The organism is Pararhizobium sp. LjRoot255, assembly GCF_964252905.1.
Lineage (GTDB): Bacteria > Pseudomonadota > Alphaproteobacteria > Rhizobiales > Rhizobiaceae > Pararhizobium.
The window spans coordinates 2,556,243-2,569,659 of sequence record NZ_CAXUPQ020000001.1; the positions used below are offsets into that span (position 1 = coordinate 2,556,243).

10 protein-coding genes are annotated in these 13,417 nt (G+C 60.8%); 4 read left to right on the forward strand and 6 right to left on the reverse strand.

Features of this window, described 5'->3' with window-relative positions; translation table 11 throughout:
• Positions 1–2: 2 nt before the first annotated feature.
• The 3 genes from ACSQ2W_RS12410 to ACSQ2W_RS12420 all read right to left on the reverse strand — a co-directional run bounded on the left by ACSQ2W_RS12410 (position 3) and on the right by ACSQ2W_RS12420 (position 5,399).
• Entirely contained in the window at positions 3–1,904 is a 1,902-nt protein-coding gene (locus tag ACSQ2W_RS12410; protein ID WP_436086503.1) for an ABC transporter substrate-binding protein, read from the reverse strand.
• On the reverse strand, positions 1,901–3,802 hold the full coding sequence (locus tag ACSQ2W_RS12415) for a dipeptide ABC transporter ATP-binding protein (RefSeq protein ID WP_436086504.1): 1,902 nt from the start codon (positions 3,800–3,802) through the stop codon (positions 1,901–1,903). The genes ACSQ2W_RS12410 and ACSQ2W_RS12415 overlap by 4 nt, the downstream gene beginning before the upstream one ends.
• A 244-nt stretch (positions 3,803–4,046) precedes the next feature.
• Positions 4,047–5,399 carry an adenylate/guanylate cyclase domain-containing protein gene (locus ACSQ2W_RS12420; RefSeq protein WP_436086505.1) on the reverse strand — a complete coding sequence of 451 codons (1,353 nt, stop codon included), beginning with the start codon at positions 5,397–5,399 and terminating at the stop codon, positions 4,047–4,049.
• 262 nt (positions 5,400–5,661) lie between these two features.
• Between ACSQ2W_RS12420 and ACSQ2W_RS12425 the strand changes: the two genes are divergently transcribed.
• Complete coding sequence (locus ACSQ2W_RS12425; protein WP_436086506.1) at positions 5,662–7,011, forward strand: nucleotide sugar dehydrogenase; 1,350 nt, start codon at positions 5,662–5,664, stop codon at positions 7,009–7,011.
• On the opposite strand, the gene ACSQ2W_RS12430 is transcribed toward ACSQ2W_RS12425, so the two are convergent.
• Positions 7,001–8,179, reverse strand: coding sequence for a DUF3095 domain-containing protein (locus tag ACSQ2W_RS12430; protein ID WP_436086507.1), 1,179 nt, complete (start codon positions 8,177–8,179; stop codon positions 7,001–7,003). The genes ACSQ2W_RS12425 and ACSQ2W_RS12430 overlap by 11 nt on opposite strands.
• A 221-nt stretch (positions 8,180–8,400) precedes the next feature.
• Between ACSQ2W_RS12430 and ACSQ2W_RS12435 the strand changes: the two genes are divergently transcribed.
• Positions 8,401–8,883 carry a class I SAM-dependent methyltransferase gene (locus ACSQ2W_RS12435; protein ID WP_436086508.1) on the forward strand — a complete coding sequence of 161 codons (483 nt, stop codon included), beginning with the start codon at positions 8,401–8,403 and terminating at the stop codon, positions 8,881–8,883.
• A 14-nt stretch (positions 8,884–8,897) separates the two neighbouring features.
• On the opposite strand, the gene ACSQ2W_RS12440 is transcribed toward ACSQ2W_RS12435, so the two are convergent.
• Entirely contained in the window at positions 8,898–9,761 is an 864-nt protein-coding gene (locus tag ACSQ2W_RS12440) for an FkbM family methyltransferase (RefSeq protein WP_436086509.1), read from the reverse strand.
• 105 nt (positions 9,762–9,866) lie between these two features.
• Positions 9,867–11,030, reverse strand: a complete 1,164-nt coding sequence (locus tag ACSQ2W_RS12445; RefSeq protein WP_436086510.1) for a dihydrodipicolinate synthase family protein — start codon at positions 11,028–11,030, stop codon at positions 9,867–9,869.
• Positions 11,031–11,362: 332 nt separating this feature from the next.
• Here ACSQ2W_RS12445 and ACSQ2W_RS12450 point away from each other — a divergent pair, with 332 nt between their 5' ends.
• Both ACSQ2W_RS12450 and ACSQ2W_RS12455 read left to right on the forward strand, forming a co-directional pair.
• The gene (locus ACSQ2W_RS12450) at positions 11,363–12,412 is read left to right on the forward strand and encodes a LacI family DNA-binding transcriptional regulator (RefSeq protein ID WP_436086511.1); all 1,050 of its coding nucleotides are present in this window, start codon (positions 11,363–11,365) and stop codon (positions 12,410–12,412) included.
• Positions 12,409–13,410 carry a Gfo/Idh/MocA family protein gene (locus ACSQ2W_RS12455; RefSeq protein ID WP_436086512.1) on the forward strand — a complete coding sequence of 334 codons (1,002 nt, stop codon included), beginning with the start codon at positions 12,409–12,411 and terminating at the stop codon, positions 13,408–13,410. The genes ACSQ2W_RS12450 and ACSQ2W_RS12455 overlap by 4 nt, the downstream gene beginning before the upstream one ends.
• The last annotated feature ends 7 nt before the right edge of the window (positions 13,411–13,417 follow it).

The window sequence follows — 13,417 nt, forward strand, 5'->3', positions numbered from 1 at the left end:
GATCAGCTAACCTCGCTGCTGTACCAGAAGGTATCCGGCATATAGACCCCGAGGTAACAGGTCGGATCGAAGCCGTAGAGACCCCTTTCCGGAACGTTGCGGATAAACGCCGAGTGCAGCACAGGCTGCAGTGTGCTGTTGACAATGCCGATTGAAAACACATTTTGCGTGTAGATGCTCAGCATCTCGCTCCAGATGCGCGTTTTCTCAGCTGTGTCGGAGGCCCGGCGCCAGGATTTCAGAAGAGCGAGCAGAGCTGCCGCTTCGGGAAGCTCCGGCGCATGACCATATTGTCCGAGTGAAAGATAGTGCATGCCCCAGACTGGCCACTGCAACTGATCGTCGGCGCTGGGGGCGAGCTGTCCGGGGTTCATGTCTGCGGTCGGCACGCCGTTGTCGATGCCCAACCACATGGACATCATGATGTCGCCGCCCATCGCGCGGCTTCGGAAAACGTCGCGCTGCGATGTCTTGACGAAAAGCGAGAAGCCGATTTTCATCCAGTGATCCTTGATCAGCTCCAGCACATCGGTCTCAAGCGTACTTTCGCCAGCGGTCTCGATGACGATCTCAGCCTCGCGCCCATCCGGCAGGAGACGAATGCCCGCGCTGTTTTTCTGCACGAGGCCGACCTGGTCCAGCAGGGCATTGGCCGCATCCGGATCGTGGCTCGCCCATGCCGAGGCATATTCGGGCTTGAACAGCGGGCTTTCCGGAAGAATCGTGTCGGCGCTTTCCTTGCCGAGGCCATAGAAGCTCACCATGTTGATCTCGTGCCGGTCAATCGCGAGCGAAAGGGCGCGCCGCACACGCACGTCCCAAAACAGATCACGCCATACCTTGTCGCTGCAATTGAGGTTGGGCAACAGGGCGATGCGTGAGCCTTGCGTTCTCTTCCAGAGATTGACTTTTACCGGGTAGCGTTTTTCCGAGTCCTTGAAAAACGCATAATCGGAGAAATCAACGCCCGAAATTTGAAGGTCGCTCTCGCCCGCCCCCGTCTTGGCCGGGATGATTTCGGATGAGCTGATATTAAGCAGGAAGCGATCGATATAGGGCAGCTGCAGCCCGTTTTCATCGACCCGGTGGAAGAATGGATTGCGCTCGAAGACGAATTGCTCGGCCGGCGGCGCAGTCCTGTTGACCCATGGATCGAGCGTCGGCAGATCGGGGTTTTCAGGACGGAATTGCCGCGACATCTTGATATGCAGATCGGCCCATTTCTTGACCCGGTACTGTTTCATCAAGGCCGACAGACGGAATTTGTCCTGATACTTCTTGTGGAAATGCCGCATATAGGCGGACGGCAGAAGCAGGATGATCGGGGATGCGGCTGCAAGACCCGGCAGGAAGTCCGGGTTCGGCGCGCTCCAGGTGTAGCGGACGGTCAATTCGTCCAGGATCTCGAAGACGGGTGGTTTTCCATCGGCCAGAAGTTCGCGCTGAACGCCGCCCTTGCGCAGATCCTTGTCGAGGATCACATCTTCCCACGTATAGCGGAAATCCTCAGATGTCAGGTAGCTGCCGTTCGACCAGCGGTGGCCGTCACGTATCTTGAACGTGAAAATGCGGCCTTCCTGAACATCGAAGCTTTCCAGGATATCCGGTTGGAATTGCAGGTTCTCATCGTAGCCGACCAGACGGGAATAACCGTTGATCGTCATCAGCCGGATGTCCTTCTGGCTGCCGATCAGCATGCGAACCGTTCCACCGTATTTTCCAGGCTCCCGGCCCATGGCGGCAAGATTGACGCGGCGCGGATTTTTGGGAATCCGCTCGCTGAGGACAGGCAGCGTTTGCGCGCGCAGGTGGGGTCGCAGATATGCAGGCTCCGGCGTGGCGCGGCTGGTGCCGGGAACCAGCACGGAGGCAAGCATGCCAAGTGTCGTTCTGCGGGTAATCACGGTTGCAACTCCCTCACGTCGGCGTTTCGCCGCGCAAGGACCAGATGGCCGTCGCCAAGATCCGCCGTCGCTAGAACGCCCTCATCTCCCTCATCGGAGAACTGTTTGCCCCAGCTGCGCGTATCGGAGGCACCGCTCGGGTCGAGCATGGAAAAGTCGAGCGGCCGGTCGAGATCGGGAAAGGGTACGGCGGCGAGCAGGGACTTCGTATAGGGATGGACCGGCGCGCGCATCAGCGTTTCGCGCGGGGCGATCTCGACGATCCGCCCGCCGCACATGACGGCGATGCGGTCGGCCATGTAGTCGACGACCGCGAGATTGTGCGAGATGAAGAGATAGGTGAGACCCAATTCTTTCTGCAGGTCCTTCAAAAGGTTGAGAATCTGCGCCTGGACGGAAACGTCGAGCGCCGAGACGGGCTCGTCGCAGATCAACAGGTCCGGTCCGAGAGCCAGCGCCCTCGCTATACCGATGCGTTGCCTTTGGCCGCCGGAGAAGCTGTGCGGATAACGGTTGAGATGACGCTCGTTGAGGCCGATCGCCTTGAGCAAGGCCTTGACTGTCTCGACGCGCGACTTGCCGCTGCCGCGACCATGGATCTCGAGCGGTTCGCTCAGGATGTTCTGCACCGTCATGCGTGGCGACAGCGAGGAGACCGGGTCCTGGAACACCATCTGCACCTTGGTGCGCAGTGCCTGCAGGCCACCGCCCTCGGCATTCAGAACGTCGATCGGGCCGTCGCTGCTGTTGAGCATGACCGCGCCTCTATCCGGTGTCACGGCCCGCATCAGGATCTTGCTGACCGTCGTCTTGCCGCAGCCGCTTTCGCCGACGAGCCCGAGGCATTCGCCACGCATGATGTCGAAGCTGACACTGTCCACTGCCTTGGTCACCGTTGCGGTATTCTTGGTCAGCCAGCTCGATTTGCGGGTGCTGAAGGTCTTGCTGATGTCGCGCACCGAGAGCAGAACGTCGGGCTTGATAGGTTGGGCATGGGCGACGAGCTTCTGCTTTCCGAGCAGGTTGCTGGTATTGACCGGTACCTCGCGCAGGGCTTTCAGCCGTTCCCCCGGCTTCATGTCGAAATGCGGCACCGCGGCCATCAGGCCCTTGAGGTAGGGGTGTGCAGGCTTGCGGAAGATGGTTTCGACCGGCCCCGCTTCCATGACCTCGCCATGATAGATCACCACCACCTCGTCGGCGACATTGGCGACGACGCCGAGATCATGGGTGATCAGGAGCATCGCCATGTTCAGCTTGGTCTGCAAGTCGCGCAGCAATTGCAGGATCTGCGCCTGGATGGTCACATCGAGCGCCGTCGTCGGCTCGTCTGCGATCAGAAGCGAGGGATTGCAGATCAGCGCCATGGCGATCATCGCACGCTGGCGCATGCCGCCCGACAGTTCGAAGGGATACATGTCGAAGGCGCGCGACGGCTTGGCAAATCCGACCAGTCCGAGCATTTCCTCGGTCCGCTCGCGCCGCTCCCGGCCTGACTTGTCCGTGTGGATTTTCAGGGATTCGCTGATCTGGTTGCCGATCGTATGGAGCGGCGACAGCGAAGTCATCGGTTCCTGGAAGATCTTACCCATACGGTTGCCGCGCAGGTGGCGGATTTCCCGCCCGTCGCGCGGCATCTGCAGAAGATCGGTCGGTCTTTCGCCGGTCGCCGGGTCGCAAAAGAGGATGCGGCCGCTGCAGGTCGCCGTCTTCGGCAGGATGCCCATCACAGCTTGGCTGATAACGGACTTGCCTGAGCCGGACTCGCCCACCAGAGCCGTTACCTTGCCCGGCAGCACCCGCAGGCTCGCCTTGCGCACCGCGTCGATCTGCCCGCCGAGCATCGCGAACGAGATACTCAAATCCTCGATCCGCAACAGGTCCGCGCCTGAATTCATGCCAGCAGGTGTCCTTGTTTCATGGCGGCTCGCGACTAGGCAAGGCTCGCCTCCGGGTAGAGGCCCGGCTTCGTTATAGGCAGACTATCCCACTGAATTTAGCCTGTCCATGACCTTCGGCTGGTAAAGTGTGCATGGATATAACGGTGGTGAGAACGTAAAAATTGCAATCATTCGAACGGGATCGTGGTGTTCTGCGTCCGTGAAGGTTATTGCACGCGGGCCGTGCTAATAACCCTGTTCTCTACTGCAACAGTTTGTTCCAGAGAAGGTCGCGCGGTTGCGCTTTCTTCTTGCTGTTGCGGTAGAGCAGCATGACCTGCTCCGCCTCCGAGCGCGTCTCCAACGATCGGCCCTGCATGGCCTCGCCATTGTCCAGCTTCATGATCTCGTCTCCGGGCAGAAGCACCGCGACCTTCTGGCCGACGCCGCGCAACTTCTCGTGGCCAAGCGTGACCCAGTCGCCGCCGCAATAGGTGGCGAAGGACTGGCTGGCGATGATGGGCTTGGAATATTTCTTCGTCAGCCCCTGCAGCCGCTCGACCTCGTTGACCGCCGCTCCGAAGGCGGAAAAGGTCAGGCGGTCGTTGAGGCCGACATTACCGAACATGACGTTGCCGACATGCAGTCCGATGCCATATTTGACGTCGGTCAGACCTTGCCGACGCCGGCCGGCATTGAGTTCCGACATACGCGCCGTTGCCTGGCGAACTGCCGCCATCGCGGCCAAGGCGGCGACTCGTGATGGCTCGCGGTGACGGCCGCAGGGATAGACGGCGAGAAAGCCGTCGCCGACGAAACTCAGGATTTCACCGCCGTTGCGGCTGAACGGCGTGGCGATTGCATCGAAGAACTGGTTGAGCGTATCGATGTAGACCTGCCGGCCTTCCTTTTCCGCAAGTACCGTCGATTGACGCATGTCCGCCATGACGAGTGCCGCGCGGATGGTCTCGCCATCGCCGCGGCGGGTCTGGCCCGACAGAACGCGCTTGCCGGCATTTTCACCGAGATAGGTGGTGAGCATGTTGTCGGCGAGCTTACCGAGAACGGCCATCTTGGCAGCCACGGCCAGGCTGTTCTGGATGCGCAACAAAGCCTCTATGATGTTGTCGCTAAATCCGCCGTGCGCATCGGTGGACCAGGAGCCGATCATCCCCTGACCGGATGTTTCGCCGAAGGATTGCACAAAGGCGATGTAGTCCGTGACGCCGATTTCCTTCAGGTCGTCGAAGATCGGGAATTCGGACGGAGCAGTCGGATCGATCTGCCGGCGCAGATGGTCGAGATTGTTGCTGAGCAGGTAATAATAGGGGCTGAGAAGAAAACGATCGGGTTTGTCGTCGTTGGGGTCGGCGCGGTAGCCCTCGACGGTAACGCCCTGGCCACGCAGCCAGGTGAACCCCAGCGCATCATAGAGGGGGTGCAGCATCGAGAAACTCAGGTGGACACGATTGAGCGGCAAGCCGGCCGCCGCCAGCCTTTCGCAGAAGCCCGTCACCACCGTTTCGAGATTTTCACCGTTGAGTGCGGCCTGCTGCAACCAGTTCGATACGCGGTCCAGCAGGTGAATGGAAACATTCGTCTTGTGGATGTTCATAGCGTGTCTTGCCGCTTTCTATAAGAAAATCCGGCGGTTCGCTGACCCGGTATGTCCAGACCGCTTCTCGGTGGCCGGTGCTAGCGCCTTGATCAATATAGGAGGCGATATCGGCAAAACCAGATTGTGTGCCAATAATTTGGCGGATCGTGGCACGTGCTGTGACGGCCCGATCGGGGCGGATGCTTGACACCCGGAGATTTTATCCTCAACTGACCGGCATCAGCAAGGCCGCTTGCGCGTGCCACGATCAGCCGGGAACATGCATTTGACCGTCCTTTCCTCCTCAAGCGAAACCCTTCTGTCGAAGATCGCAGACCGTACCGCCCATGCCGCCGTGATCGGCCTCGGCTATGTCGGCCTGCCGCTGGCAATCACCCTGGCGCGCAGCGGATTTTCCGTTACGGGCTTCGATATCGACCCAGAGAAGATCGTCGCCATCGATGCTGGACGCTCCTATATCGAGGCGGTGCCGGACGCGGTGCTCTCCGCGGAAACGGCGCAAGGCCGCTTCGGTGCGACGACGGATTTCGGCCGCCTTGCCGACTGCGACATCATCATCATCTGCGTTCCGACGCCGTTGACGAAATACCGCGATCCCGATCTTTCCTTTATCACGACGACCTGCGACCGGATCGCCGAGACGCTGAAGCCCGGACAGTTGATCGTACTGGAATCGACGACGTATCCCGGCACCACGGACGAAGTCGTGCGGCCGATCCTTGAGAAGACCGGGCTGAAATCGGCCAAGGATTTCTTCCTCGGTTTCTCGCCGGAGCGCGAAGACCCCGGCAATCGCGATTTCCACACGTCGAGCATCCCGAAGGTTGTCGCCGGCGATGGCGCCGAGGCGGCGAAATTGATGGAGGCTTTCTATGGCGCCGCCGTCCAGGCCGTGGTGCCGGTGTCTTCAACGGCGACGGCCGAGGCCGTGAAGCTGACGGAGAACATTTTCCGCGCCGTCAACATCGCGCTCGTCAATGAGCTGAAGGTCGTCTACGAGGCGATGGGCATCGACATCTGGGAGGTTGTCGATGCCGCCAAGACCAAGCCGTTCGGCTACATGCCGTTCTACCCCGGTCCGGGACTTGGAGGCCACTGCATCCCGATCGATCCGTTCTACCTGACCTGGAAGTCGCGCGAATACGAATTGCCCACCCGTTTCATCGAGCTTGCCGGCGAGATCAATTCGGCCATGCCGCGTCATGTCGTCGGACGGCTCGCCGAAGCGCTCGACATCCATCTCGGCAAGGCCCTCAGCCGTTCGCGCGTTCTGCTGATCGGCCTGGCCTACAAGAAGAACGTGCCGGACATCCGCGAAAGCCCCTCGCTGAAGCTGATCGAACTGATCGAGGAACGTGGCGGGAGTGCTGCCTATCACGATCCGCACGTGTCCGAGATTCCACGGACGCGCGAATACATGGCTCTGAAGGGGCGGCAATCGGTGCCGCTCACCGAGCCGTCGGTGAAGGCCTTCGATGCGGTGCTGATCGCCACCGATCACGACGCGGTGGATTATGCCGCACTTGCCCGTTGGGCGCCGCTGATCGTCGATACCCGCAATGCCTTCGCAAGACGAGGCATAGAGGGCCAGACGATCCTCAAGGCGTAACCGCGACGGAAGCTGCTGCCGATACCTGATCCTTCAGGCGGCCGGCGGCGACCGCATAACCGCCGGCTGCGCCGTCGATGAAGTGCATGTGGTTGTGGCTGAGCGGCGTCGGCACGATACAGGTCATCAGCGCCGAGTCCTGCCGGTGCAGGCCGTAACGGCAGACGCCCGCCTTGGCCGCGTCCTCCAGCCGCGTCTCAATCAGCCTCAGCCGTTCGGGATCAACGTCGATTGTCATCTTCAGGCCGTCGTCGAACTTGCGGAAATCCGAATTGCGGGCGACCTCCCGCCTGTATTTGCGCGGGTCGAAACTGCCGAGCGTCAGGCCGAGGCGGTAGAGCCAAACAAGGAGCAGATATTGCCCTACAATAAATAGCCGATGCTGGAGGCGTTTGCCCTTAGGGGCGGTTTTCGTCTCGACCGACAGTCCCGCCGCCGACAGTTCGAGCTGCGGTCCTTCGGATGCAACCGGATGGCCATCTCGTTCTTCGCCGGCTGCGAGCGCCACGACATCGGAAATCAGGGCCTGAAACGCTTCGTTGTTGCCGGAGCCGGTTGGCACCGCGATGATCGAGACGATATCGCCGTGGCGGGATTGAATGGGGTTCCAGCGGCAGGAGAGGCCGGTCAGGTCTGGCCGCGCGCCTTCCGGCGCCGGCGGGACGGCAAACAGGCCTTCCTTCATCCGCGCTTCCGCCCAACTCGAGCCACCGCCGGCAAACATCGCGTAGGAGATATTCGGGTTGACCTGAAAGCGTGCGACGCGGACCTCGAGGCCGGCGGTAACAACATCGGTGACGGGAACGAGGGCTGCGCGGAGCGTCAGTTGCAGTTCTTCCGTGACCCATTTCTGCACCGCGGAGAGGGCGGCGCGGGCTTTTTCAATTCCCGAAGGAGGTATGGCGACAAGCGCGCCATCACCGCCGAAGACGAAGGGAAGATCGTGTTTGCCGAGCGCGTTCAAGATCGCCGAGATGACGCTGGCGCCGGCCATGTTGACGGCCTTGTAGCGCCCTGCCGCGATCGCGCCGGTCGAATCGACGATGTCGGCGGTCGCCAGAGCCCAGTCGGGGGGCAATGCCCGGTAATTGCTGGCGTCGGCAACGCCTTCGAATTCGACAAAGACCGGAAGTGTACCGAAGAATGTTTCGCTGGAAAACTGGCTCATGCCGTCAGGCTAGCATATTCACGCGGGGCAGGCGACGACGGTCTGGCGATCGCGGATATCAAAAAGTGCGGATGCGGCGGCCCGTCGCGTGGTTGAAATAGCAGCTTATTTCATGCCGGGCGGTCGACCGGTTGCGCGACGTCATGTTAAGCGGGACAACCCATATGATTTGGCCCGCATGATTTGGCCCCGCATGATTTGGAATGGATGGACAGTATTCGATGAGCCGCCTCGACAGTTTTATTTCACGCATGCAGTCGCAGCGCGCTGTTCTCAACCATATCAGGGACAAGGCGATGGTTGCGCCCGATGGCGTGATTTTGGAAATCGGGCTTGGAAACGGACGGACCTATGATCACATCCGCGAGCTGTTTCCGCGCAACCGAATCATTGCCTTCGATCGTGCCGTCGGTTCCCACCCCGATTCGACGCCGCCGGAGGCGGATCTCATCCTCGGCGACATCCGGGAGACGATCGAGCAGTTTGCCGGAAAGGATGTTGCCTTTGCGCATGCCGATATCGGCACGGCCTATCCGGAAAAGGATGCCCAGACGCTGACCTGGCTGCCGCAATCGGTCGCCGCGGCGCTTGTCACCGGCGGCATCGCTGCAAGCGGCCTGCCGCTCGACCATTCCGCGCTTGAGCCGCTGCCGCTTCCGACCGGCGCTGAGCCTGGACGAACCTATTTCTACCGGAAACGTTGATCGGGCCGTTGCCGTCAGGGCAGGAGCAGGACGTCGAACTGCTCCATCTCGACCGGCATCGCCGTAACTTTCATCTCCACCTGCCGGTCCCCGAAGAAGACGATGCAGTTGTCATAGAATTGTGCGAGATGATCGATGAAGGCCGCTGATCCGTCAGGTCCGTAGAAGACCGGCGAAAACTCCATGTAGAACGGCACGCGGCGCTCGAGCAGCGGCCGCATCGAGCGTGCGGCGAACGGCTCATATCCCTCGATATCCATCCAGATCAGCCCGATCTCTTCCGGCGCGACAGTTGCCTCAGTGAGGATGGTGGTGACGGGCTTTACGGGAACTGTAATGGCGATGTCACGGTCGCTCTGGCGCAGGGCGCTGCTCTTGCCGTGATTGTCGCGGTGCAGGAAGAAATCGAGAGCGCCTTCGCTTTCGCCGGCGGCGCTGTTGATCGCGGTGACCTGATCCTGCAGGCCGTTCTGGTCGATGTTTGTGCGCAGCAGCTTGAAATTGCGTGGATCGGGCTCCACCGTCACGATGTGGCGGAAGGCCTGGCTCAGGGCAAAATAGAGGGTTTGCGTGCCGATATTGCCGCCGAGTTCGAGGAGGACAGCGTCTTGCTTCAGCAAATTGCGCTGGCGCAGGATCCGTAGCAGGCGATCGACGTTTTCGCGTTCGAAATGGCCCTTGCGATAGATTTTCCGGCCGATGTAGTCGTGCGGCGAGAAGGTCATCAGATGGTCGCCGCAATCGGCCGTCATCGACACGATGGTCGGGCTGACAGAACTGACGAGCAGCTCGCGGCCGGTGCGGGTGCTCAGGATGTGTCTTGCGACGCGGTTGCGCCATTTGCGCAGTCGCCGTTTCCAGGATTTCATCGCAGCCATGCCTTCGCCGTCTCCGCATTTTCTTGTCCTTCTTCAACACGAGATGAGGCAAGAAATGAAGTGTTTCCGCGAAAAAGACGGCAATAATCGCGGGTCTGAGAGAACTCAGAACCCTTGACTGACGAGAAAGGCCTTCATTCTCTCCATGGCCAGATCCGGCTTGTCGAGCACATTGGCGTTGTCGGCAAGGCGGAAGATGTCGGCATAGTGCATTACGCCACGGGCCGATTGCATGCCGGCCGGCATGGTGAAGTGCTTCTGGTGACCGTTCAGCCAGGCGAGGAAGACGACGCCGGCCTTGTAATATTGCGTCGGTGCCTCGAAGATCTTTCGAGAGAGCGGCACCGTCGGCTCGATGACGCTGCGGAACGTGGCAACGTCGCCTGTTGCCAACGAAGCCAACGCCTTCGACGCCGAGGGCGCGACGGCATCGAAAATGCCGAGCAGGGCATGGCTGTATTTCCTGCCGTCGCCCTCGATCAATTCGGCATAGTTGAAATCATCGCCGGTGAAGCAGAGCACGCCGTCCGGCAGCCGGTTGCGCAACGCGACTTCGCAGGCATTGTCGAGCAGCGAGATCTTGATGCCTTCGACCTTTGCCTTGTTGTCCTCGATGATCGACAGGACCGTCTCCAGCGCGTCCTCGAATTTTTCCGAGCCCCAATAGCCTTTCAGCTGCGGATCGAACATGTCGCCGAGCCAGTGGAGCACGACCTTGTCCTTCGTCTGGCGAAGAATGTGGCCATAGACCTTGCCGTAGTCGTCCGGCGATCTGGCAATATGGGCGAGCGCCCGGCTTGCCATCATGATCGACCGGCCGCCATGCCGTTCGACGAAGCCGATCTGCGTTTCATAGGCTCGGATGACATCATCCAACGAGCGCGTGTCGGACGGCGAGAGATGGTCGGTGCCGGCGCCGCAGGCGAGATCGGCGCCCGGCACTGCGCGGGCTTCGGCCAGCGAACGGCGGATCAATTCCTGGGCGCCGGCCCAATCAAGGCCCATGCCACGCTGTGAGGTATCCATTGCCTCGGCAATCTTGAAGCCCAGCGCCCAGAGATGATGCCGGAACGCCATCGTCGCATCCCAGTCGATGGCAGGGCGGCCCCAGGGCTCGCGATCGGCCAGCGGATCGGACACGACGTGGGCTGCTGCATAGGCGATGCGGTTGAAGGCTGGAACCGTTGCGGGCCGTGCGATCGGCGTTCCCGAAAGGCGGTACGGCTCGAGCGTGCCATCGGCGCGCGGCAGCGACAGGGTAACGGACATGCGGGCTCCTCCTCGGGTGTTACAGGTCGAATAATTTAGATCGTTCCAAATTTCAAGTGGTGATTTAATGCGAATATTGCGCCGCGGCACGCTAGGCCAGTGGCCAAAGACGTCTCATTCCAAGGTTGTGGAGAGCGATATTTCTTGCAAGAAGTCATTATTATTATTGAAAATCAATTAAATGAGCGACGTGCGATCTGCCCGGGACTTTCATTGAGGACGGGCGGTCGGCCTGCTCGCGTATTTTTCAAGAAATCCGCTTGACAAGTTTGGAACGTTCCAATTATCTAATGGCAGATGTTGAGGCGAAAAGACCTCGCTGGGAGGAAAATGTGGGCAAGGAACGGGTCACGGTCATCGATATTGCGCACGCCGCCGGTGTGTCGAAGTCGACTGTGTCGCTCGTGCTGCAGGCAAGTCCGCTCGTTAATGAGGCGACCCGCGCCAAGGTCAATACGGCCATTCGCGAGCTGGGTTATGTCTACAATCGCGGCGCCGCCAATCTGCGCCAGTCCAATGCCAAGTCGAAAATCATCGGCATCGTCGTCAATGACCTGACCAACAGCTTCTTCGCCGAGCTTGCCGTCGGGGTCGACATGGTCGTGCAATCGGCCGGCTATGTGCAGTTCCTTGCCAATACGGGCGAAAGCCTCGATCGGCAGCGCGAGGTCATATCCTCGATGCGCGAACACGGTATTTCCGGCCTGATCCTGTCGCCGGCACGCGGCACGGAAGCCGCCGACCTGAAGTCTCTGGTGGCGAGCGGTATTCCGGTCGTCAACGTCGTCCGCCAGGTCGCGGGCGCCAAGGTTTCGTCACTGGTTTCGGACAATCATGCCGGCACCCGCGAAGCCGTGCGGCACCTTGCCGGGCTTGGTCATCACCGCATCGCCTTCCTTGGGGGCTTTCCCGATACGGCAGTCTTTCATGAGCGGCTGCAAGGTTATCGCGATGCGCTCTCGGACATGGATCTCGCTGTGCATGACGAGTTGGTCATCAGTTCCGCGCCGTCGCGGGCAGGCGGTGTTGCTGCCATCGAGAGGGCACTCCTGCTGCGCGAACGGCCGACGGCGGCGGTCTGCTTCAACGATGCGGTTGCCTTCGGGGTCTGCGACGGGTTGCGTGCCCATCGTCTCGACCCGGGCGAGGATTTTGCCGTCATCGGGTTCGACGATGTGATCGAGGCGCAGACGGCAGTACCGGCGCTGACGACGGTTTCCGTCGATCCGCAAGGGATGGGCCGGCGGGCCGCGCAATTGCTCTTGAAACAGATCAATGCAGGCCGGGCGGACGCCGAAGCGATCGTCAGTTCGGTGCGGCTCGTCGTACGCCAGAGTTGTGGTGCTGCGACCGACAGACGAGAAAGGTTGTCCTTGCTATGACACATTGGGGTTTGATCGGGGCAAGCACGATTGCCCATGAATGGGTCATCGATGCGATCCGCACCGTCGGCGGTGAGGTCGTGTCGGTGATGAGCACGAGCGCCGATCGGGGTGCTGCCTATGCGCGCGATCATGACATTGCCAAGTCCGTGACCGGGGTTGACGAACTCGTCAATGATCCTGATGTGCAGGCCATCTATATTTCCACCACCAACGAACTGCATCGCGACCAGGTGTTTGCGGCTGCCCGGGCGGGAAAACATATTCTCTGCGAAAAGCCGTTGGCGCTCTCGCTCGACGATGCGCATGCGATGGTGAAGGCTGCTCGTGACGCCGGTGTCGTGATGGCGACCAATCATCATCTGCGGGGCTCTGCCACCCATCGCGCCATGCGCGACGCGATCGCCGCCGGGACGATCGGCATACCTCTGGCGGCCCGTGTCTTTCACGCGGTCTACCTGCCGCCGCATCTGCAGGGCTGGCGCCTCAATAAGCCGGAAGCCGGCGGCGGCGTCATTCTCGATATCACCGTGCATGACACCGATACACTGCGCTTCGTGCTTGGCGATGATCCGGTCGAGGCCGTTGCCTACGGACAACATGGCGGCATGGCGAAGGCCGGGCTGGAAGACGCGGCAATGGGCGTGCTGCGGTTCAAATCGGGGCTCATCGCCCAATTCCATGACGGCTTCACCACGAAATACGCGACGACGGGCCTTGAGGTCCATGGCACTGAAGGTTCGCTGATCGGCCGCGACTGCATGACCCAGCAGCCGGTTGGCACGGTCACGCTGCGCAACGTCGATGGCGAGACCGAACTGTCGATCAGCCACCGCAATCTCTACCAAAACACGCTCGTGGCCTTCGAGGACGCCGTCGCCGGTAGGGGCCAGCCGCTCTGCAGCGGGGAAGACGGCATCTGGTCGCTGAGCACGGGCCTTGCCGTCATGCAGGCTGCGGCGAGCGGCGGCACCGTTCGCATCGAAACCGGACTTTGAGACGAGA

Excerpts from the sequence above, each read along its gene's own strand:
- ACSQ2W_RS12415 (WP_436086504.1), bottom strand. The coding sequence starts at position 3,802 with ATGAATTCAGGCGCGGACCTGTTGCGGATCGAGGATTTGAGTATCTCG.
- ACSQ2W_RS12420 (WP_436086505.1), bottom strand. The coding sequence starts at position 5,399 with ATGAACATCCACAAGACGAATGTTTCCATTCACCTGCTGGACCGCGTA.
- ACSQ2W_RS12425 (WP_436086506.1), top strand. The coding sequence starts at position 5,662 with ATGCATTTGACCGTCCTTTCCTCCTCAAGCGAAACCCTTCTGTCGAAG.
- ACSQ2W_RS12430 (WP_436086507.1), bottom strand. The coding sequence starts at position 8,179 with ATGAGCCAGTTTTCCAGCGAAACATTCTTCGGTACACTTCCGGTCTTT.
- ACSQ2W_RS12435 (WP_436086508.1), top strand. The coding sequence starts at position 8,401 with ATGAGCCGCCTCGACAGTTTTATTTCACGCATGCAGTCGCAGCGCGCT.
- ACSQ2W_RS12440 (WP_436086509.1), bottom strand. The coding sequence starts at position 9,761 with ATGGCTGCGATGAAATCCTGGAAACGGCGACTGCGCAAATGGCGCAAC.
- ACSQ2W_RS12445 (WP_436086510.1), bottom strand. The coding sequence starts at position 11,030 with ATGTCCGTTACCCTGTCGCTGCCGCGCGCCGATGGCACGCTCGAGCCG.
- ACSQ2W_RS12455 (WP_436086512.1), top strand. The coding sequence starts at position 12,409 with ATGACACATTGGGGTTTGATCGGGGCAAGCACGATTGCCCATGAATGG.